Below are 20,714 nucleotides of genomic sequence, written 5' to 3'. Positions count from 1 at the left end.
TTGGAGCACACGGCTGGCGCCGGGGCGCCGCCGGTTTAGAGCGCGGGCTCCTAGAGCGCGGGGACGGCTGCCGGGGCCTGCCGGCCCTGGGCCACCAGGGACGTACCGAGGGCGTACCCGTCGCGCTTGGGCAGGACGTGGCGGCGCAGGTAGTCCTGGTTGGCGGCGGTGACGCTGAGGCCGTCCCCGCCGTAGTGCTCGGTGCAGATGATGCCCTGGAAACCGACGGAGATGGCGAACTGGAAGGCCTCGCGGTAGCTGATCAGGCCGGATTCCATGGGTGCGGGCAAGGCGACGTACTGGTCCTTGGCCCGGTTTTCGTCGCGGCTGTAGTTCTTAACGTGCCAGTAGTTGGCGTAGGGCAGGGTCTTGTGGACCATCTCCCGCCAGTCCTCGATGGGCCGGTGCAGGCGGATCAGGTTGCCGATGTCCGGGTTGAGGCCCACGTTGGGCAGGTCGATGTCCTGGACCAGCTGGACGGAGGAGTCCGCGGTGCCAAGGTAGGTGTCCTCGTACATCTCGAGCGAGACCAGGAGCCCCAGCTCGGCCGCGTGCCGGCCCACCTCGCGGATGCGGGTGACGGCCTTGTTCCAGGTGTCCTTGTCCCCCGCCGGGTCGCGGTGGCCCTCGACCGTCCAGAACCAGAGCTGTTCGCGCTGGGCCGGGGTCAGGGCCTGGTGCAGGCCGATCGAGACAACTTCGCAGCCGAGCTGCGCGGCGGCGTCGAGGGTGCGGTGGGTGTAGGCCAGGTTGTCTTCCCAGTTGGCCTCCTCGATCACGCTGCGGCGGATCGCCGAGATGGCGGGCAGTCCGATCCCGGCATGGCGGGCGGCGGCGCTGAGTTCGTCCAGCCGGGCCGGGCCGAGGTCCCCCGGACGAACCCAGCTGTCGGTCAGGTCGGCGTTGGCGAAGCCCGCGTCAGCGACTTCCTCGAACACCCGCTGCCATTCCGTGGCGGGGGCGTCCTGGACCGGGGTTCCGTCGGGGCGCGTGCCCGGGAACTGCAGGAGGGCCGCGGTGATGGGCCAGTTTTCGGCGGTGTACGACATTGTCACTCCAGATCTTGAATCACATTTCCTATAGGATTCATCGTAGAGGAGAGCGTTGTCAAGGGTTTCTTGGGAAGTGACCCGCCGGTCGGGGCAAAAAGGGCGACGCGGGATGCCGCCGGACGGCGCGGCGCCTAGCTGCGCAATGGCTAGCGGCGCAGGGCCTAGCCGTGCGGCGCCTAGCTGCGGGGTCCCTAGCTGCGCACTTCGCTGTCGTGCTGCGAGCGTTGCTTGACGCCCTCGATGTGCGCGATCATCTGATGGCGCGCCAGCTCGGCGTCGCCGGCCTCAAAGGCGCGGAGGATCTCGGTGTGCTCCGCGATCGCGAAGTCCGCGTCGGTGACGCCGAGGCCGCCGAAGAAGCGGAAGCGCTGCACCTGGCCGCCCAGTGCGTTGTACGCGGAGAGCAGGAACTGGTTGTCCGCGTGCTCCGCGATGAGCCGGTGGAAGCGTTCGTCGGCTTCCCAGTAGGCGCGGAACTCGGAAAAGGACGGCCCCCGGGGCGCGGCTTTGAGGTCCTCGATGGCCTGCGCCAGCTGGGCGGTAAGGCCGGCGCCGGCGTGGCGGCAGGCCATCAAGGCGTTGGCCGGTTCGATCACCAGGCGCGCGTCCATCAGGTCCGCCAGCTCGTCCTTGGTGAACAGCGGCGCCACCCGGTAGCCGCGCAGGGCGGTCCGGCGGACCATGCCGGTGGCTTCCAGCCGGGCGAGCGCCTCCCGCACGGGCGTCGGCGAGACGTCCAGTTCGCGGGCCATGCCGTCAATGCTGACCGGCGTGCCGGCCTCAAGCCGGCCGTCCATCAACGCGATCAGAAGGGCTTCGTAAACATGGTCGGCGAGGACCTGCCTGCTGACGCCGCGGGCGGCCGGATCCTTGATTGCCATACCCAAATCCTATAGCCGGGCAACCCCCGCGGGCGCCGCCGTGACGCTGCCGTGACGCCCCCTCGGGAGCCGTCGGTACCGCCCGCGGGGAGCCGGCCGCTAGCCTTTGCACTCGAGGCAGTACGCGTGTCCATTCTTTTCGGAGGCGAGCTGGGATCGGTGCCGGACCAGGAAACAGGAGTAGCAGGTGAACTCGTCGTCGGCCTGCGGGATCACCTGCACGATCAGTTCCTCAGCGACGAATTCGCCGCCGGGGGTCATCGCGTCGTCGAGCGCATCGGCCTCGTCGAGGTCGCGGATGACGCTCTTAGCGTCCGGCGCGTTCGCGGACTGCAGCGCTTCCAGGGAGCGCTCCTGTGATTCTTTGACGTCGGAACGTACTTCGTCGTAATCGGTTGCCACTGAGGCATTCTCTTTTCTGGCGTTGTTGGCTGACGCAACTGCAACCTACACCAGGTCCCAGGTATTCCCTGCGCCGGACCGGCGACGGCCCAACTTAGAAAGCATGCTTATAGTGTCATAACCGAGGCGCGGCCGCGTACCCCGGGTAGCATCGCCGCGGCCCAGGGGTGTTGGGCCATTGGGCCTCGTGCGTTGGTGGCGAAGTGAACGACGACGTGGAAGGTGGAACAAGATGCCCATGTGGGTACAGGCCCTGTTCTGGGGCACGGTGGCGGGCGCAGCCCTGGTCCTGGGGGCGGCCGTTGCCTGGAAGTGGACCATCGCACCGAAAATCGTCTCCTCCATCATGGCCTTCGGCGCCGGAGTCCTCATCTCGGCCCTGTCGTTTGACCTCGTTGATGAAGCGGAACGGGGCGGTGGCCTCTGGCCGACCGTTGCGGGTTTCCTGGCCGGGGCCCTGGTCTATGTCGGGGCGAACGCCCTGCTGGCCCGGCAGGGTGCCAAACACCGGAAACGCTCGGGCGGAAAGCAACCTTCGGAAAAAGACAAGCCGGGCAGCGGCACCGCCATTGCCGTCGGAGCCCTGCTGGACGGCGTTCCCGAATCCGTCGTCCTGGGGCTCGGTCTCGTCTCGGGGGGATCGGTCAGCACGGCCGTGCTCGCGGCAGTGTTCATCTCCAACGTTCCCGAGGGGCTCTCCAGCACCGCGGGAATGAAGAAATCCGGCCGCAGCGCCGGCTACGTCTTTGGCGTGTGGGGAGGCATTGCCCTCATCTCCGGGCTGGCGTCGCTCATCGGCTACGCCAGCTTGCAGAACGCTCCGGCAGAAATGGTCGCCTTCATCACCGCAATCGCCGCCGGGGCGATTTTGGCCATGCTTGCCGACACCATGATCCCGGAGGCTTTCGAGGAACATCATGTCCTGACGGGCCTCGTTGCAGCCGTCGGCTTCCTGGCGGCCTTCACCATCAGCCAGGCCGGGGGCTGAAAGACTCCCCCGGCCCTTGGCCGGCCCGGGCTCAGTGCTGGAGCCCGCGCAGCACCTCGATCACGGACGAGTCGTCCCGGCGGCCCAGGCCCGCGCGCCGGCCGCTGAGGTAGAGCTGTTCGGCCGCGGCCGCGAGTGGCGCCGGGTACGTGCTGTCCCGCGCCGCGTCGACCACAAGGCCCATGTCCTTGACGAAGATGTCCAGCGCGCTGCGGACCTCGGTGTTGTCCGGGTCCACCATCCGGGAGCCCCGGTCATCGAACATAAACGACGCCGCGGCACCGGAGCGCAGCACCTCCCAGGTCTCCTTCGGGTCCAGGCCCAGGGCCTCGGCAAAGGCCAGGGCCTCCCCCGCTACGGCGATATGAACGCCGCACAGCAGCTGGTTGACCAGCTTGACCTTCTGCCCGTCACCAACGTTCGGTCCCACCACGGGGGCGGAACTCGCCATCGCGTCCAGCAGCGGCCGCACCGCGGCCAGGGCCCGCTCGGAGCCGCTGACCATCATCAGCAGCTCGCCCGTGGCGGCACGCTTGGTGCCGCCGGAAACCGGCGCGTCGACCAGTTCGACGTCGAACGCCGCCAGCCGTTCCGCCAGCGACATCACGGCGGCCGGGCCCACGGTGGCCATCAGCAGGACAACGGTGCCCGGGCGCAGCGTCGCGGCGAGTTGGTCCGCACCGAACAGCACGGCATCGGCCTGCGCCGGCGTTGCGACCATCAGGGCGACGACGTCGGCCCCGGCCACGGCTTCCTTGGCCGTGGCCGCCGGCGTTAGGCCGGGAACAGCGAGCGACTGCGCCCGGCCCTCGGCGACGTCAAAGGCGGCGACGTCGTGCCCGGCTTCGGCGAGGACGACCGCCATCGGTCCGCCCATCGCGCCCAGCCCGATCCATCCGACCTTGCTCATGGGGTGACTTCCTTTCCTGGGGCCGCGGACGTGGTGCCGCCGCGGAAGAGTTCAATGGTGTCGGCGAGTGCGTTTTCGTCGCCGACGTTGCCGGCGAAGACGACGTAGGGCATGCCCTGCACGCCGGGTGCGGCCTCATCGGGTCGGAGCACTGAGACCATGCCGGGGAACAGCTGCCCCAGCACGGTGGCGCGCCGGATGCCGAGGCCGCGCACGGCGACGTCGTGCGAGGTGATGCCGCCCTTGGCGATCACCCACGCGGGGTTCGCGGCGAGCGCGGCCTGGACCACCTCGATCAGGGCAGCCGACACGCTGCGGGCAATTTCCAGACTGGCAGCAGCGTCCGCTCCCCTCAGCAGCGACCGCGAGGTATAGAGCAGGACGTCCGAGTCGGCGAGGGCGCCGACCACCCGGGCCGCGGTGGCCGCGATGTGCGCGCCGCGGCCGGCCGGGGTGACCAGGTCGGCGACGGACAGTTCGATCTCGGTCACGCCGCCGCGCGCCTGCGCTGCCGCGACCTGGCGCGCCGTCTGGCCCACATGGGAGCCGACGACGGCGAGGCCGTGGCCGGCCGGGCGGCCGTCGGGCCATATGTCCTGCGCCTGCAGGGTGGGCTTGGGGTCGAGCCCGGCAAGCGCACGCACAAAGGAGGGCCCGGTGCGGTGCAGGAATACTTTGCCTTCGCGCTGGGCCTGCTGCAGGCCCAGGACAACGATCTCCAGGTCCGCGAACTCGGTGGCGTTGACGACGATGAGCTGCAATTCGCTGGCCGAGCGCAGGATCTCCGCGACCCGGTCCTCTCCCCCGCTGCGGATGTCCTCGAGGCTGATGCTGAGCACCTGCTCCCGGGCAACGGTGCCGCCGCTCTTCTCCGCGACGAAGTCTTTGAGGTCGGAGGACCGGTAGCCGAAGGTTGCGTCCCTGGCGAACTCGGTTTCTCCGGCGGGCACGGGTTCCCCGCCCACCATGGCCCAGTGCACGTCCCCGGCGGTGAAGCGTCCGGCTTCGAAATACGACGGTGCCAGCAGAACGCCGTCGAACCCGCGCCCGGTGACCTCGCGCCGGACGGCGTCGAGGGTGCGGATTTCGGCCATCACGTGGCCGCGGAGCGTCGAGTCGCTGCGGCTGACCAGGTCCAGCGGCGCGCCGAGCCGCTGCTCGAGTTCGAACAGCGCCCGCCCGGCTGCCTGGTTCAGCGCGACGGCGTCGGCCTCGTCCAGGCTGCGGGTGTTGGTCAGGATGAAGCAGGTCGATTCCGGCTCGGCGAGGGCCGCTGCGTACTCGGCGGCCTCAAGCACGGTGACAACCGAGACGCCGTGCACGGACTGCGAGCCGGTGGGGTCGTCGTCGAGCACGGCGATGCGCCGGCCGGTGGCGGCGCGGTAGTCGCGGATCCTCTGCCGGGCGCCGGTCAGGCGCACCGGTTCAGGAACGGGCGCGGGGGCGGGTTCAGGGGCGGACGGCGCGCCGGGGTTCGCCGTGCCATGTCCGGCGGGATGGGTTTCGTGGGTCATGCTGTGGTCCTTCCGGGTGCCGTGCGGCCGGGGCCGCACGGCACGTCCAGAGGCGCCTGGGGTCAGGAGACCTGCAGGCCGCCGTTGATGTCGTAGGTGGCGGCCGTGATGTAGCCGGCGTCCTCGCTCAGGAGGAACGCCATCAGCGCCGCAACTTCGTCGCGGGTGCCGACGCGGCCCATCATGATGCCCTCGGACATGGCGGCCTTGCGTTCGTCGCTCAGCGTGCCGCCCATGATGTCGGTGTCGATCGGGCCGGGCGCCACGGCGTTGACGGTGATGCCGAACTCGCCGACTTCGCGGGCCAGCGCCCGGGTGAAGCCCAGGATCCCGGCCTTGGAGGCGCTGTAGGCGACCTTGGAGAAGGTTCCGCCGCCGCGCTGGGCGGAGATGGAGGAGACGCTGACGATCCGGCCGAGCCGGCGCTCGATCATGCCCTTGAGCACCCGCTGCGAGACGATGAAGGTGCCGCGCATGTTGATCGCGAAGACCTTGTCCCACTCGGCGACGGACGTCTCCATAAACGGCGTCGGCGAGCTGATCCCGGCCAGGTTGGCCAGGCCGACGATCGGCGGCAGCGATTCCTCGATCTGGGTGATGGCCCGGTCCACCGAGGCCTCGTCCGAGACGTCGGCGCCGACGCCGATCGCCTTGACGGCCCGGTTGGAGCCGATCTCGGCCGCGGCGGCTTGGGCGTCCTCGGCGTTGATGTCCAGGATCGCGATGGACCAGCCGTCGCGGGCCAGGCGGTCGGCCGTGGCCTTGCCGATGCCGCGGGCCGACGCCGCTCCGGTCAGGACGACGGTGCGTTCGGCGGGGAAGGTGCTGTTTTCGGTCATGACGGGTTCCTAGTGGCTGTCTGCGGCGGGGACGGTTGCTCCGGGTGCGGAGACACCTTCCGGGCGGTGGCGGGCGTAGAGGTAGGTGGCGACGGCGGTGATGGCAAGGCAGGCGGCCAGGAAGACGAGGCCGCTCTGGCTGTTGCCGGTGGAGTCCTTAAGCAGGCCGACGATGTACGGGGCGACGAAGCCGCCCAGGTTGCCGAGCGAGTTCACCATGGCGAGGCCGGCGGCTGCCGCAGCTCCGGTCAGCGCCGCGGACGGCATGGCCAGGAACGGTGCGATCGCGGAGTAGATGCCCATTGCAGCCAGGGTCAGGAAGACCATGGCGAGCACGGCGTTGACCGGGAGCAGGAAGCCGGCGCCGAGCAGTCCGACGGCGGCAAGCACCATGCTGGCGCTGGCGTGCCAGACCCGGTTGCCGGTGCGGTCCGAACGCTTGCTCCAGAAGTAGACGAACACGGCGGCGATGGCGTACGGGATGAAGACGATGAAGCCCACCTGGACGGAGTCGAACTTGCCCAGCGCCTTGACGATGGTCGGCATCCAGAGGCCCAGGCCGTAGATGCCGCAGACCAGGCCGAAGTACAGGGCCGAGTACGCGAGGGTGCGGGGGTCCTTCAGGCCGGCGAGGAAGTTGTGGTTGCCGGACTTCTGCTTGTCGGCCAGTTCCTTGCTCATGGTGGTGGCGAGCCAGTCGCGCTCCTCCGGCTTGAGCCACTTGGCGTGCTCGGGCCGGTCGGTCATAACGAACGGCGTGATAATGCCCAGCACGATCGCCGGGATGCCTTCAATGATGTACAGCCACTGCCAGCCGTGCAGGCCCGCGACGCCTTCCAGGCCCAGGAGCATGCCGGAAACCGGGGCGCCGAGGGCGTTGGAGATCGGCTGGGCGAGAATGAAGATGCCCAGCACGGTCACGCGCTGCGCGGCCGGGAACCAGAGGGTCAGGTAGAAGAGGATGGCCGGGAAGAAGCCGGCCTCGGCCGCGCCCAGCAGGAAGCGGATGATGTAGAAGGTGGTCTCGCCGTTGACCAGGAACATGGCGGTGGCGAAGATGCCCCAGGTGATGAGGATGCGGGCGATCCACTTGCGGGCGCCGTAGCGGTACATGCCGCCGTTGCTGGGAATTTCCAGCAGGGCATAGCCGAGGAAGAAGATGCCGGCGCCGAGGCCGTAGGCAGCTTCGGTGAGGCCGATGTCGCCCTGCATGCCGAGCTTGGCGAAGCCGACGTTGTTGCGGTCCAGGTAGGCGATGAAGTACAGCAGGACGATCAGCGGCATAAGCCGCCGGCGGACCTTGCGGAGGGTGGTCTGGCCCAGTTCGCTCAACGCGGGGGCTGCAGTCAGGGAGGTCATCGCAGGCCTCCACCGGTGATCAGGGTGCCCTGGGAAGGGACGTGCGCGCGCATAAAGACTCCTTTGGCTGGCGGCATTCTGGAACTGACTTAGATGTCAGATGTCTGATATCTAGATGAGATTCTAATCACACGGCAGGGCGGCGTCAACAGGGCCGGGAAAGAGCCGCGGTGGTTTGCCGGGCCGTCGCGGAGGGCAGCCCGCCGCGGGGGTCAGCTGCCCGCGGGTCAGCTGGCCGGGGCGGTTCAGCTGGCGGCGGCGCCGCGGCTGGAGACCGCGAGGTAGCGTTCGTAATCCTCGAAGGTCTGGGTGATGTGGGCGTCCATTGCGGAGCGCGCGGCCGCCGGCTCGCCGGCCGCGATGGCGGCCAGGACCAGTTTGTGGTGGTGGATGGCGTGCCGCTGCACGTCCGGGAAGGCCGAGGTCTCCCGCCGCATGGCGTACAGCAGGGTCGAGAGCTGGCCCAGCAGGGCGGGCACAAAGGGGTTGCCCGAGGCCCGCAGCACGGTGTCGTGGAAGGTGATGTCGGCCAGGGTCAGCGCGTCGACGTCACCGGAGTGGTGTGCGGCTTCCATCAGCTCGACGCTTTCGGTCATGGCGGCCAGGTCGGCCTGGCTGTGGCGGGCGGCGGCCAGTTCGGCGGCGCCGGTCTCGACCATGCGACGGACCTCGAGCAGGCGCAGCGCCACCTCGTCGGAGGCGACTCCCCTCGACGCGGCCCGCATGATCGCATCCAGGCCGGTCCAGCGCTCGGGCGGATTGACGAAGGTGCCGAGGCCGCGCTTCACGTAGACGACGTTTTGCGCTTTGAGTGCCTTCATGGCTTCGCGGGCGGTCAGGCGGCTGACACCGGATTCCTTGGCGATGTCCGCCTCCGGCGGCAGGGCGTCGTCGGCCTTGATCTGGCCGCTGAGGATGTACTCGAGGACCTTGTCCACAACGACGTCGACCAGCGTCCGTCGCGCTTCTGCCATCGTGTTCCCCTGCCTGCGCGTCCGGAAGCGCGCGGTTTGCCTTTCCTCAACACTACTCGACGCCCGGCGGCGGTCCCTGCCGCCGTCGTGCGTCAACAAAAACAACGCGGGGTCACTCCGCGCCCATCCCGGTGAGTGGAATGGGCCGGAGGTGACCCCGCGTTGCTGTGGTGCTGTGGAACTTAGAGCGCCGCGTAAACTTCGCGCAGCAGCTTGGCGGTCTCGGACGGCGTCTTGCCGACCTTGACGCCGGCAGCCTCGAGGGCTTCCTTCTTGGCCTGGGCGGTCCCCGCGGAACCGGAGACGATGGCGCCGGCGTGGCCCATGGTCTTGCCTTCCGGGGCGGTGAAGCCGGCCACATAGCCGACGACCGGCTTGGTGACATGGGCCTTGATGTAGTCGGCCGCACGTTCTTCGGCGTCGCCGCCGATTTCGCCGATCATCACGATCGCCTTGGTCTCGGGGTCAGCTTCGAAGGCTTCGAGGGCGTCGATGTGGGTGGTGCCGATGACCGGGTCGCCGCCGATGCCGATGGCGGTGGAGAAGCCCAGGTCGCGCAGTTCGTACATCATCTGGTAGGTCAGGGTGCCCGACTTGGAGACCAGGCCGATGGGGCCCTTGCCCGTGATGTTGGCCGGGGTGATGCCGACGAGGGCCTCGCCCGGGGTGATGATGCCGGGGCAGTTCGGTCCGATGATGCGGGTGACCTGCTTGCCGTCGGCGTCGACCTTGGACTGGGCCAGTGCCCAGAACTCGGCCGAGTCCTGGACCGGCACGCCTTCGGTGATGACGACGACCAGGCCGATGCCGGCCTCGATGGCTTCGACGACGGCGTCCCTAGTGAAGGCCGGCGGCACGAAGACGATGGAGACGTCGGCGCCGGTCTCGGCCATGGCTTCCTTGACGGTGCCGAAGACGGTGATTTCGTTGTCGCCGTGCAGGACCGTGGTGCCGGCCTTGCGGGCGTTGACGCCGCCCACGATGTTGGTGCCGGCCTTGAGCATCAGGGCGGTGTGCTTGGTGCCTTCGCCGCCGGTGATGCCCTGGACGATGACCTTGGAGTCCTTGTTCAGATAAATAGACATAGTCGGGTCCCTTTACTTCGCTGCGTTGGCGAGCTCGGCAGCCTTGTCGGCGCCCTCGTCCATGGTGGCGGCCAGGGTAACCAGCGGGTGGTTGGCCTCGGCCAGGATGCGGCGGCCTTCCTCGACGTTGTTGCCGTCGAGGCGGACGACCAGCGGCTTATTCGCGGAGTGGCCCAACTCGGCGAGTGCGCCGACGATGCCCTTGGCGACAGCGTCACAGGCGGTGATGCCGCCGAAGACGTTGACGAAGACGGACTTGACCTGCTCGTCACCCAGGATGACGTCGAGGCCCGCTGCCATGACCTCGGCGGAAGCTCCACCGCCGATGTCCAGGAAGTTGGCGGGCTTGACGTTGCCGTGGTTTTCGCCGGCGTAGGCGACGACGTCGAGCGTGGACATGACCAGGCCGGCACCGTTACCGATGATGCCGACTTCGCCGTCGAGCTTGACGTAGTTGAGGTCCTGGGCCTTGGCCTTGGCCTCGAGCGGGTCCGCGGCGTCCTTGTCTTCAAGGGCAGAGTGCTTCGGGTGGCGGAAGTCGGCGTTCTCGTCGAGGGAGACCTTGCCGTCCAGGGCGACGATGTCGCCGGCGCCGGTCTTGACCAGCGGGTTGACCTCCACGAGGGTGGCGTCTTCCTTCTTGAAGACGTCCCAGAGCTTGAGGATCACGGCGGCGACCTTGCCGCGCAGTTCCTCGGCGAAGCCGGCAGCGGCGACGATTTCGTCGGCCTTGGCCTGGTCGATGCCGACGGCCGGGTCGATCGCGATCTTGGCCAGGGCTTCGGGACGTTCGACGGCGAGCTGCTCGATTTCCATGCCGCCCTCGACCGAGCACATGGCCAGGTAGTTGCGGTTAGCGCGGTCCAGCAGGACGGAGAAGTAGTATTCCTCGGCGATGTCGGCACCCTGGGCAATCATCACCTTGTTGACGGTGTGGCCCTTGATGTCCATGCCGAGGATGTTGGTGGAGTGCTCCAGCGCCTCGTCGGCGGTCTTGGCGACCTTAACGCCGCCGGCCTTTCCGCGGCCACCGACCTTAACCTGTGCCTTGACGACAGTTACGCCGCCGATCTTCTCGGCAGCTGCCTTTGCTTCTTCAGGGGTGTGCGCCACGATGCCAGCAAGCACGGGTACACCGTGCGCCTCGAACATATCGCGCGCCTGATATTCAAACAGGTCCACGGTTTAGTGTCCTTCTACGTCGAAGTAGTTTCTGTACAGCCGGACCCCACGTACTCGCGGTTACCGGGCTGCGGAATAAACGCACCCTGCGACAAGCTTGGAAACGAGCCACACGGCGCAATGCTCCTCTTTCGAACTCTAGTCCTTCGTTTGGACCAGCCCGACCCAGAGTACCGCTTATGTGAGTAAGGACACTATTCTATTGAGCGTAGAAAAACCGCTAGATTACGGGGTTTTTGGGGCCTCCGACGGCGCCGCGGTGGGCTTTTTGGCGGCCGGCAAGATCAGCTCGTAACGGTCGCGCGCAACGAAGAACGCGACGCCGGCGGAGACGTTTCCGCAGGCGACACCGCCGTTGTAGGCGGAGCAGCGCAGGCCGTTGCGCTCGATGTTCTGCCCGTCTTCGAGGACGGGAAGCTGCGAGATCGGACCGTTGCGGGTGCCTTTGGGGCCGTACTCGGTTTCCTGCTGCGTGACGCCGGAGCGGCATTCGCCGTAGACGGCCTGGTCCGGGGTCAGCAGGGCCGTGCCGCCCAGGTAGCCGAGGCCGGTGCCGGCACAGTCGTCACGGATGTCCTTGGCGTTCGGCTCCGGGTAGGCGGCGAGCTCACAGTGCGCCACCGGCACGGTCGCGAACTTGCCGTTCCCGCTGCCGGCGAAGCCGTTCTGCTCATAAGGCAGGTTGACGTGGCCGCCCCGCGCCGAGGTCAGGGAGCAGACGATGTTGCGGTCCGCGGTGACGAAGCTCAAGGAATCCGGCCCGGCATTCAGCGCCGCCGGGTCCGTCAGGGGCGCCTGCTTGAGCTGCTCCAAAGCGGGCAGCGGGGCCGGCGGGACATAGTCCGGGTCCTTCTGCGTAACGGTGCACGCCGTGGACACCGCCACGATAGAGGCGGCCAGGATCCCCCAAGAAGTCCGACGCATGCGCTCCATTATGCCTGTCGGCGCGCGCTGGCCGGCGGACCCGCGGGGCGGGTTTGGGGTCTGGTCACGCGTCGATCTTGGTGAGCGGGGCGTACCGCAGCAGCAGCCGCTTTTCGCCGACGCCGAACTTCACCTTCGCGACGGTCTTGTCCCCCGCGCCTTCGACGGCCAGCACGGTGCCGTTGCCGAAGCTGGTGTGGTTGACCTTGTCCCCCACGCTGACGGCGACGATCTCCTTCTGCGGCTGGACCCTGTTCTTGGCGATCGCGGCCGGGACGTCGGCGTTGAAGCCGGCCGAGGAGTCCGCCCCGGTGCCGCGGGCGGTGCCGGCCCCCCAGAAGGATCCGCCGTAGCGGCTGGACCCGATCGAGCCGCCGCTCCCCCAGCTGCCGGCCTGGCGGGTGGACCCTTCGCGTTTCCACTCGACCAGCTCGGCCGGGATTTCCTCGATGAACTGGCTGGCGGGGTTGTACTGGCTCTGGCCCCACATGCTGCGGACCTCGGACCGGGTCAGGTACAGGCGTTTCCGGGCCCGGGTCAGGCCCACGTAGGCGAGCCGGCGTTCTTCCGCCAACTCCTTAGGGTCGGTGGCGGAACGCTGGTGCGGGAACAGCCCGTGCTCCATGCCGGTAAGGAACACCACCGGGAACTCCAGGCCCTTGGCGGTGTGCAGGGTCATCAGCGTGACGACGCCGAGGCGCTTGGCTTCGGCGACGGCGGCATCGATATCGGCGCCCGGCGCGTCCGGGATCTGGTCGGCGTCGGCCACCAGGGAGACCTGTTCCAGGAAGGCGCCGAGGGAGCCTTCGGGGTTGTCCCGCTCGTATTCGCGCACGACGGCGACGAGTTCGGCGAGGTTTTCCACCCGGGATTCGTCCTGCGGGTCGGTGCTGGAGCGCAGCGTGGCGAGGTAGCCGGTCTGTTCCAGGACCGCTTCCAGGGCGGCGGCCGCGCCGGAGCCGGAGGCGACCTCGGCCAGGTCGTCGAGGAGCTTCACGAAGCCCAGGACGGCGTTCACGGAGCGGGTGGCCATGCCGGGCGCTTCCTCGGCGCGGCGGGCGGCGGCCATAAAGGAGGTCCGGTCGCGCTGCGCGAGCGAGGCGATGGCGCCCTCGGCCCGGTCGCCGATGCCGCGCTTGGGCTCGTTGAGGATGCGGCGCAGGTTGACGTCGTCGTCCGGGTTGACCAGCACGCGCAGGTACGCGAGCGCGTCCTTGATTTCCTTGCGCTCGTAGAAGCGGGTGCCGCCGACCACCTTGTAGGGCAGCCCGACGCGGACCAGGACGTCTTCGATGGACCGGGACTGGGCGTTGGTGCGGTAGAAGATCGCGACGTCGCCGGGGCGGAGGTTGCCCTCGTCCTGCAGCCGGTCGATTTCCTTGGCGATGAACTGCGCCTCGTCGTGTTCGTTCTCGCCGACGTAGCCGACGATCTTCTCGCCGTCGCCCTCGGCGGTCCAGAGCCGTTTCTCCGGCCGGTTGGGGTTCCGGGAGATCACCGAGTTGGCGGCGCTGAGGATGGTCTGGGTGGAGCGGTAGTTCTGCTCGAGCTTGATGGTCCGGGCATCCGGGTAGTCCTTCTCGAACTCCACGATGTTGCGGATGTCCGCGCCGCGGAAGGCGTAGATGGACTGGTCGGAATCGCCGACGACCGTGAGTTCGGCCGCGCCGGGGCCTTCGCCGACAATCTCGCGCACCAGCGCGTACTGGGCGTGGTTGGTGTCCTGGTACTCGTCCACCAGCACGTGCCGGAAACGGCGCCGGTAGGAGTCGGCGAGCGCCGGGAAGGCCCGGAACATGTAGACGGTCTCGGCGATCAGGTCATCGAAGTCCATCGCGTTGGCTTGGCGCAGACGTTGCGTGTAGCCCTTGAAGACTTCGGCGACGGCCTGTTCGAAGGGGTCGCTGTAGTTGGCGCTGGAGGCGTAGCTGTCCGCGTCGATCAGCTCGTTCTTGAGCGCGGAGATCTTGTGCTGGATGGCCTTGGGCGCGAAGCGCTTGGGGTCCAGGTCCAGGTTCTTGGCCACCAGCGTGATCAGCCGGAGCGAGTCGGCGGAGTCGTAGATGGAGAAGTTGGAGTTCAGGCCGACGTTGGCCGCCTCGCGCCGCAGGATCCGGACGCAGGAGGAGTGGAAGGTGGAGATCCACATGGTCTTGGCCCGGCCGCCGACCAGCAGTTCGATCCGCTCCCGCATCTCAGCGGCGGCCTTGTTGGTGAAGGTGATGGCCAGAATCTCGCCGTGGTGCGCCCGCCGGGTGGCAATCAGGTAGGCGATGCGGTTACTGAGCACGCGGGTCTTGCCGGAGCCGGCGCCTGCGACGATCAGCAGTGCGCTGCCGGCGTGCTTGACTGCTTCCTCCTGCTGCGGATTCAGGCCCTGCAGGAGCTCATCCGCATTGGGGAGCCTGGGGCGGTCCCCGTCCTCGTGGCCGGCGTGGGTCCCGGCGTGGTTTCCGCCGTTGTGCCCTCCGCCAGGGTGCCCTCCGACGTGGCTGCCGCCGTGGGACCCGAAACCGGGGGCAGATCCCAGCTCCGGCATACCGCTGCCGGCCCCCGGGTATCCGGACGCTTTGGCAGGCGCGGCCGGGGTGGAGGCAGCTTGGAGGGGTCCGTCGGCATAGGGGTCAAACAACATATCCATGGTGTTAACAAGTCTAGGCGGTGCCACTGACGCCACGATCCGCGGCCCCTCCCACCCGCGGGACATGCCCTCCCCCGGCGCCCGCGGATGCACATATCGGCACTATGTCCACGCTTCGAGCCCAAGAATGAGCATGTCCCCCTGGCGGCTGCGTCAAGAACGAGCATGTCCACCGGGCGGCTGCGTCAAGAACGGGCATGCTCCGCGGTCGTATGGCGGGGCAGGGGGCGGGCTAGCCTACGGAGCCGGATTCCAGCGCGGCGCGGAGCTGCCGGACCGCCGTCGTACCTCCGGCGACGAACCAGTCCAGGCCGTTGACGCGGACGACGTCGGTGGCGCCGCCGGCCGCGAGCACAATAGCCTGGCCCGGCAGCCAGTCCCACTCCGGGGAGCTGTGCTGGAACCAGCAGTCCAGGCCGCCGTCGGCCACCCGGCCGAGGTCGCACGAGCCGGAGCCGAACATCCGCAGTGCCGCTGCCGAGGTCGCCGCGGCGTGCCAGGGCATGGCACACATCGGGTCCGCGAGCCAGGTGGGATGGATGTAGGTGGCAGCACCGAGCTCGGCCAGCGGCGTCTCCGCGCGCCCCCTGCCGCCTGCCGCGCCGGGCCGGAAACTGGTCAGCGCCTCACCGTTCAGCGTGGCCGCGCGGGTGGTGCCGCCGAGCCAGAGTTTGTCCTCCTCCGGCTGGAAGATGGCACCGAGCAGCGGCCCGGAGGAGTCCTTGAGGGCGAGCGCGGAGCACCAGTAGCTGGAGCCGTGCAGGAAGTTGTAGGTGCCGTCCACGGGGTCGATCACCCAGGTCCGGCCGCTGCTGCCCTGCTCGGAGGCACCTTCCTCGCCGAGGATGCCGTCGTCGGGCCGGCAGCGCTGCAGCTGTTCAAGCACATAGGCCTCGGCAGCGTGGTCGGCCGCTGTCACCACGTCGGAGACGGACGTCTTCCGCTGCCCCTCCAGTCCTGCCTGCCGCATCAGCAGCGCGAGGGTGCCGGCCTCCCGCACCAGGGCCTCGGCGAGCTGGTAGTCATCCAGTTCGGGGCTGAGTTCCGCGGTGCTGTGCCGGCCGAGCCGGTGCCTGCCAAGTTCGTTGCTGCCTGATTCGCTCACGCGTTCAGCCTATCGGGCGCCCAGAAGAACTGAACAGGCACGCCGAATTAACGCCGCCCTGGCCGAAGCCCGGCCGGCGCGGCCGGGGGCAGGGGCGATAATGGAGCCATGGCCAAGACACCCGCGCAGCGGATCAAGAAGCACGGCACGAACGCTGCCGTTCCCCAGCACCATCTGCCCGCGGTGATCAACCCCAGCACCAGCCGAACCCCGCAGAAGGCGCAGAGCAACAGCAACCTGATCCTGATCGCGGGTGTCGTGGCGAGCCTGTTCCTGTTCTGGTACGTGCACCTGCTGACCCTGAACCAGCTCACGCAGCTGACGGGCGGGATCCCGATGCCCGATTCGCTGGTCGGCGGCTTCGACCGGGGATTCGTGGAGCAGCTGCGCTCCGCCATGGACGGCGACGCCCGCGGGCAGCTCAATTACGTGCACAAGACGGCCGGGACACTGTTTCCGCTGATCTTCGGCTTCACCTGGCTGCTGCTGATCGGCACGAATGTGGCCCGGAAGCCGCTCCGCTGGGCCCTGTGGGCGGTCCCGCTGCTCTTCGCTGGGGTTCGACTGTGGGGTAACTCGGCTATCGACGCCATGCTGTCCGCCGACACGCTCGACGGCGGCCAGGTCGCCCTGGCGTCGGGGCTCACCGTGGCCGGCTGGATCCTGCTCGTGCTGAGCCTGGTGGTCGGCGGAGCCGCGGTCTTCCTGGGCCGCAAGGCCTCGACCGCCCGGGCTGACGCCGCAGGCCCTGCGCAGGCTTAGGGTTACTGCCCCAGTTCGGAGTCGGCCCTGGGCTTGGTGGCCACAGCGTCCCGGCTCACCGAGGGACATGCCCATTCCTGGCGGGGTTGAGTGCGCACATACCCACTATGTCCACTGCTCAGCGGGCGCGAGGGGCATGCTCCATCAGAGTTGCGGTATTTGGAGCGTGGCACCACGGGACATGCCCATTCTTGGTGAGGTTCAGCGCGCACATACCCACTATGTCCAATGTTTAGCGAGCGCGAGGGGCATGCGCCGCGGGGCCGGTGAACACCGGTCCAAGGCTTAGTGGAAGTGCTGAGGACGCGGGATTAGCTGCGGTCGAAGCCGGTGACACGAAGCAACCAGGACCGGAACGATTCCCGCCCCAACTCGGCCTTGAGGAAGTCCCGAGACTGCTGCGCACGGTCCGGAGCCTCGGCGCCCTCGAAAAGGGCTACGGCCTCAAGTAGAGCCTCCCTCGCTGAGGTCTTGTCTCCAGATGCCAAGTATGCCCTCCCCAGCAACACGCAGATGTCCCCCATGACCTGCGGGGACACGTAGCCTGGCGTGGCCCGGATTTCCTCAAGAAGCACCACAGCGGACTTTGAATCGCCGGCCAGGTAACTCCAATGAGCGCGATTTCGACGCAAAAGGAGCAGGTCGTTCTCAGTTCCGCCGATAACGTCGGTGGCTAGCTCGGCACGCTCAATACACCGAAGGGTGTCGGCGTCGGCCACATTGGCCGCAAGGCGCATGGCTGCTGAGGCCTTGTTGAACTTAGCCCAGACATCGAGATTTTTGGTGGGAGAAAACGTCGAAGCCGCGAGTTCGTGATACCGCAAACCGTCCTCAACGTTGTCGCAGAGGAATGCTACGTTTCCGACGACCCAGTACGCCTTCCCGGCGAGCTGATCATCAACATCGTCCGAAATCACTCCAGCGAGCGCTCGGCTCTCTTGCCAAGCTTCCGCAAGTTTTCCGCCGTCAGCCAGTGTGGCGATCAGCGCTTGCCGTGCCTTGATATTGATTTCGACATCCAGCTCGTCCGCTGTAAGGCCGGCGGCGACCCGGGCGGACTCGGCTGCTTGCTCCAGCATGCCGGCGCCCTGCTGTGCTTTGGCCAGCAGGATAAAGGTACGGGCATGGTCACGGGTGTTGGGAGCTCTGGTCCCGTCGGCAACTAGAGTGGCCGCCAGCGCCGCGCAGTCCTCAAACCGTTCCGCATCCAAAAGGTTCTCGGCTTGGAGAAACGTCATGTTCCACCAAGAAGCGGAATCCCCGTCCCGTAGAGCAATTTCGGCTGCCTGCTCTGCACTACCCGCAGCCTCGGCGAAGGCATGGTTGCTGCGGTGCTCGTGTGCTTGGAGCTCAGCGACTGCGTACAGCGGCGAAACAGAGTGCATGGACTTATTATCGGGGCTCCGTGGGTGAATCTGTACACGGCGCGCAAGACTGCGCATCTGCAAAGCGCAAGCGCAGCGCACTAATAGCACAGTTTCCGGGATTCGGGACAAATCGTTACCTAGCGGCGTGTCCGTTGCCCCTATACTGAATTTGTAATACAGGAGTCACATTAGCCCCTCACGTAACAGGAGTACTAAATGAAGAAAACCCTTGCAACACTCCTCGTCGCTGGTGCACTGGCCGCGGCAGGCCTTTCGGCAGCCTCCGCCGTTTCCGCCAATGGTGGCAGCGCCGGTCAGGGCTCCGTTGTGGCCGTCAACTACTGGCCGAACTCCACCCCGAAGAACTAACGGAGTCAGCAAGCGCAAAGGGCGGGAATCGGAGTTTCCTCCGGCTCCCGCCCTTTGTCATGCCCAGCAATAACAGCCCAGCCGCCGTCGTTGACCACTGCGTCACGACGGCGCCCACGGCAACCGCGGCGCTCATGCACACGGCCCCCAACAGCTCCCTACTGCGAGACCGCCCGGCCCTCGCTGAGGAGGGCTTCGACGGCCTCGGCGGGCGCCGGCCGGCCGAAGTAGTAGCCCTGGCCGCTGCCGCATCCCAGCCGGACCAGCTCCTCGGCCTGCTCGGCCGTCTCAATGCCCTCCGCCACGGCCTTGAGCCCGCAGGCGTGGATCAAATGCAGCACGGCCTCGACAAAGCCGCCCTGCTCCTCGTCCGTTCCCAGTCCGTCGATCAGGCTCTTGTCGATTTTGACCACGTTGACCGGGAGCCGGCGCAGGTAGCTGATGGAGGAGTATCCCGTACCGAAGTCGTCGATTTCGAGTTGCACGCCGAGCTGCCGCAGCCCGCTGAGCGAGTACTTGTCCACGTCGCCGCCGGTGACGGCCATGGATTCCGTCAGCTCGATGATGAGGTTCGCGGCATCCACGCCCGTCTCGCGGAGGATGTCCTGGACGTGTTCGATTAGCTCGAGGTTTTGCAGCTCGGTGGTGGAGATGTTGACCCGGACGGAGAATTCGCCGTCCAGCGGCAGCCGCTCCTGCCAGTCCCGGAGCTGGCGGACCGCGTTGCGCAGGACCCAGTGCCCCAGCTCCACGATCATCCCGGTCTCCTCCGCCAGCGGAATGAACTGGTCCGGCATTAGGAGCCCGCGCTCGGGGTGGTTCCAGCGGACCAGCGCCTCGACGCCCTCGATCCGCCCGGTAGCGAGCTCCACCACCGGCTGGAAGTGCAGCGTCAGCTGGTCCTGGCGGATCGCCTCGCGCATCTCGGTGACCATCAGGCTCTGCAGCCTGCGGGCATACAGCAGCGCCGGTTCAAAGATCTTGATCCCGCTGTGCGGCTGCGCCTTCGCCGCATACATGGCCGTGTCGGCTTCCATCACCAGGTCATCGGCGGACTGACCCGGCTCCGCCACCCGCACCCCGATGCTGGTGCCACAGGTAATCCGCAGGTCGCCGATCTCCAGAGGCTCGCTGAGGGCCTTGAGGATCCTGTTGGCCACCCGCCGGGCGCGCACGAGGTTGGATTTTGGCAGCATGACGGCGAATTCGTCGCCGCCGAGCCTTGCCACGGTATCCGTTAAGCGCACCGCGTCCTGCAGCCGCCGGGCGATCACCCGCAGGACATCGTCGCCCGCACTGTGGCCCAGTGTGTCATTGATGCCCTTGAAGGAGTCAAGATCGAGAATCAGCAGGGCCGGCGGCATCTCGCCGCGGGACGTCTCGGCGAGCGCGTGGCTGAGCACCGAGTTGAGCGCGGTCCGGTTGGCCAGCTGGGTCAAGGGGTCCGTCAGCGCCATCCGTTCCAGCTCAACCTGGGCCTGGCGCAGCATCGCGGTCCGGCTTTCGACGCGCTCCTCAAGCTCCTGGTAGATGGTCTGCAGATCATCAGCCATCAGGTTGATGCCCGCAATGACGGCGGCGACGTCGTCGCGCGCGCCGGAGTGGGGAATCCGGGTGCTTAAATCGCCGCTGGCGATCCTGACGATTCCCTCCACGAGGCTATGGAGCCGGGGATCTGGTACATCACTTTTCACTCGTATAAGGCCTTAACCACTTGAGGGCGTCTGTGCGCGAAATGAAGAACTCCGCCGGAATGGTTTCCGTCCTTGAGCGCAGCAGGTAGTGCGCAATAACGCGGTCCACGGGGCTCTCCCCCACCAGCGCGAATGCCGAGGCGGCAATGGAACCTGCATAGACCTGGCGCGCTTCCACGCTGACGCCGACGACGCCGGAAATGACCAGGAGGACCGGCACCCGCTTGCCGTCGGCGAGGGTCCGCACTGCGGCACCGGCCGCGCGTGCCTCCGGCCCTTTGATTTCCCGGTTCGGCGGCAGCGCGACTTCGATGATGCCGCCCTCAAGCAGCCGGACGCCGATGATCGGCTCCGCGGCGGCTTCCGGCTCCGCGGCTTCCGGCTGCGCGGCGGCTTCCGGCTCCGGAACCCCCGGCTCCGCCAGGCCCAGTCCTGCAAGGCTGAGCTCTGTGAGGGACGACGGCGGCGCATCCACGTCGGGCGCGTCGGTGACGGCCGGGGTTTCCTCGGGGACTTGCCCGTCCGGCGCAACGGGGGCCTCGACGGTCACAGGACAGCCACCCGACGGAGAAGAACCAAGTGGGCGGGGCGGTCGCCGAAGGCAGTCGCTGCCAGGCGCGGCGCAACCAGCTGATCAGACATGTGCCCCCACAGACTACAAGTCGG

19 protein-coding genes are annotated in these 20,714 nt (G+C 67.6%); 3 read left to right on the top strand and 16 right to left on the bottom strand.

What is annotated here, in order from left to right:
• Window positions 1-50: 50 nt before the first annotated feature.
• From AC1MBE_RS13230 to AC1MBE_RS13220, 3 genes are all read right to left on the bottom strand, one after another.
• A complete protein-coding gene (locus AC1MBE_RS13230) occupies window positions 51-1,049 on the bottom strand; it encodes a sugar phosphate isomerase/epimerase family protein (protein ID WP_479778914.1) in 999 nt (332 codons plus the stop codon).
• Window positions 1,050-1,243: 194 nt separating this feature from the next.
• Window positions 1,244-1,933 (bottom strand): GntR family transcriptional regulator, encoded by a 690-nt coding sequence (locus AC1MBE_RS13225; RefSeq protein ID WP_479778912.1) that lies wholly within the window; start codon window positions 1,931-1,933, stop codon window positions 1,244-1,246.
• A gap of 99 nt (window positions 1,934-2,032) precedes the next feature.
• Window positions 2,033-2,335 (bottom strand): DUF4193 domain-containing protein, encoded by a 303-nt coding sequence (locus AC1MBE_RS13220; protein WP_479778910.1) that lies wholly within the window; start codon window positions 2,333-2,335, stop codon window positions 2,033-2,035.
• A 232-nt stretch (window positions 2,336-2,567) separates the two neighbouring features.
• On the opposite strand from AC1MBE_RS13220, the gene AC1MBE_RS13215 reads away from it, so the two are divergent.
• Entirely contained in the window at window positions 2,568-3,323 is a 756-nt protein-coding gene (locus tag AC1MBE_RS13215) for a ZIP family metal transporter (RefSeq protein ID WP_479778908.1), read from the top strand.
• Between the two features lie 31 nt (window positions 3,324-3,354).
• Here AC1MBE_RS13215 and AC1MBE_RS13210 read toward each other — a convergent pair whose 3' ends face one another.
• The 10 genes from AC1MBE_RS13210 to AC1MBE_RS13165 all read right to left on the bottom strand — a co-directional run bounded on the left by AC1MBE_RS13210 (window position 3,355) and on the right by AC1MBE_RS13165 (window position 15,856).
• The gene (locus tag AC1MBE_RS13210; RefSeq protein WP_479778906.1) at window positions 3,355-4,233 is read right to left on the bottom strand and encodes an NAD(P)-dependent oxidoreductase; all 879 of its coding nucleotides are present in this window, start codon (window positions 4,231-4,233) and stop codon (window positions 3,355-3,357) included.
• Window positions 4,230-5,747 carry a four-carbon acid sugar kinase family protein gene (locus tag AC1MBE_RS13205; protein ID WP_479778904.1) on the bottom strand — a complete coding sequence of 506 codons (1,518 nt, stop codon included), beginning with the start codon at window positions 5,745-5,747 and terminating at the stop codon, window positions 4,230-4,232. Before AC1MBE_RS13205 ends, AC1MBE_RS13210 begins: the two co-directional genes overlap by 4 nt.
• Before the next feature lie 62 nt (window positions 5,748-5,809).
• Complete coding sequence (locus tag AC1MBE_RS13200; protein ID WP_479778902.1) at window positions 5,810-6,586, bottom strand: SDR family NAD(P)-dependent oxidoreductase; 777 nt, start codon at window positions 6,584-6,586, stop codon at window positions 5,810-5,812.
• 9 nt (window positions 6,587-6,595) lie between these two features.
• Window positions 6,596-7,945 (bottom strand): MFS transporter, encoded by a 1,350-nt coding sequence (locus AC1MBE_RS13195; protein ID WP_479778900.1) that lies wholly within the window; start codon window positions 7,943-7,945, stop codon window positions 6,596-6,598.
• A gap of 245 nt (window positions 7,946-8,190) precedes the next feature.
• Window positions 8,191-8,919 (bottom strand): FadR/GntR family transcriptional regulator, encoded by a 729-nt coding sequence (locus AC1MBE_RS13190; RefSeq protein WP_479778898.1) that lies wholly within the window; start codon window positions 8,917-8,919, stop codon window positions 8,191-8,193.
• Between the two features lie 182 nt (window positions 8,920-9,101).
• The gene (gene sucD / locus AC1MBE_RS13185) at window positions 9,102-10,004 is read right to left on the bottom strand and encodes a succinate--CoA ligase subunit alpha (RefSeq protein WP_479778896.1); all 903 of its coding nucleotides are present in this window, start codon (window positions 10,002-10,004) and stop codon (window positions 9,102-9,104) included.
• 12 nt (window positions 10,005-10,016) lie between these two features.
• Complete coding sequence (gene sucC, locus AC1MBE_RS13180; RefSeq protein ID WP_479778894.1) at window positions 10,017-11,186, bottom strand: ADP-forming succinate--CoA ligase subunit beta; 1,170 nt, start codon at window positions 11,184-11,186, stop codon at window positions 10,017-10,019.
• 225 nt (window positions 11,187-11,411) lie between these two features.
• Entirely contained in the window at window positions 11,412-12,119 is a 708-nt protein-coding gene (locus tag AC1MBE_RS13175; protein ID WP_479778893.1) for a hypothetical protein, read from the bottom strand.
• Window positions 12,120-12,174: 55 nt separating this feature from the next.
• On the bottom strand, window positions 12,175-14,745 hold the full coding sequence (gene pcrA, locus AC1MBE_RS13170) for a DNA helicase PcrA (protein WP_479782603.1): 2,571 nt from the start codon (window positions 14,743-14,745) through the stop codon (window positions 12,175-12,177).
• Between the two features lie 238 nt (window positions 14,746-14,983).
• Entirely contained in the window at window positions 14,984-15,856 is an 873-nt protein-coding gene (locus AC1MBE_RS13165; RefSeq protein ID WP_479778891.1) for an inositol monophosphatase family protein, read from the bottom strand.
• Window positions 15,857-15,964: 108 nt separating this feature from the next.
• Between AC1MBE_RS13165 and AC1MBE_RS13160 the strand changes: the two genes are divergently transcribed.
• Window positions 15,965-16,618: a hypothetical protein gene (locus AC1MBE_RS13160; RefSeq protein ID WP_479778889.1), complete on the top strand. Its 654-nt coding sequence runs from the start codon at window positions 15,965-15,967 to the stop codon at window positions 16,616-16,618.
• A 311-nt stretch (window positions 16,619-16,929) separates the two neighbouring features.
• Here the strand turns inward: AC1MBE_RS13160 and AC1MBE_RS13155 are convergent, their stop codons facing one another.
• Window positions 16,930-18,003, bottom strand: coding sequence for a hypothetical protein (locus tag AC1MBE_RS13155; RefSeq protein WP_479778887.1), 1,074 nt, complete (start codon window positions 18,001-18,003; stop codon window positions 16,930-16,932).
• A 198-nt stretch (window positions 18,004-18,201) separates the two neighbouring features.
• Between AC1MBE_RS13155 and AC1MBE_RS13150 the strand changes: the two genes are divergently transcribed.
• Window positions 18,202-18,354: a hypothetical protein gene (locus AC1MBE_RS13150; protein ID WP_479778885.1), complete on the top strand. Its 153-nt coding sequence runs from the start codon at window positions 18,202-18,204 to the stop codon at window positions 18,352-18,354.
• A 158-nt stretch (window positions 18,355-18,512) separates the two neighbouring features.
• Here AC1MBE_RS13150 and AC1MBE_RS13145 read toward each other — a convergent pair whose 3' ends face one another.
• Together AC1MBE_RS13145 and AC1MBE_RS13140 are read right to left on the bottom strand one after the other, a co-directional pair.
• Entirely contained in the window at window positions 18,513-20,048 is a 1,536-nt protein-coding gene (locus tag AC1MBE_RS13145; protein WP_479778884.1) for a putative bifunctional diguanylate cyclase/phosphodiesterase, read from the bottom strand.
• The gene (locus AC1MBE_RS13140) at window positions 20,038-20,598 is read right to left on the bottom strand and encodes a DUF7793 family protein (RefSeq protein ID WP_479778882.1); all 561 of its coding nucleotides are present in this window, start codon (window positions 20,596-20,598) and stop codon (window positions 20,038-20,040) included. Before AC1MBE_RS13140 ends, AC1MBE_RS13145 begins: the two co-directional genes overlap by 11 nt.
• Window positions 20,599-20,714 lie beyond the last annotated feature (116 nt).

The organism is Arthrobacter sp. BG5 (genome assembly GCF_056680155.1).
This window is presented reverse-complemented; position numbering and strand designations above follow the sequence as displayed.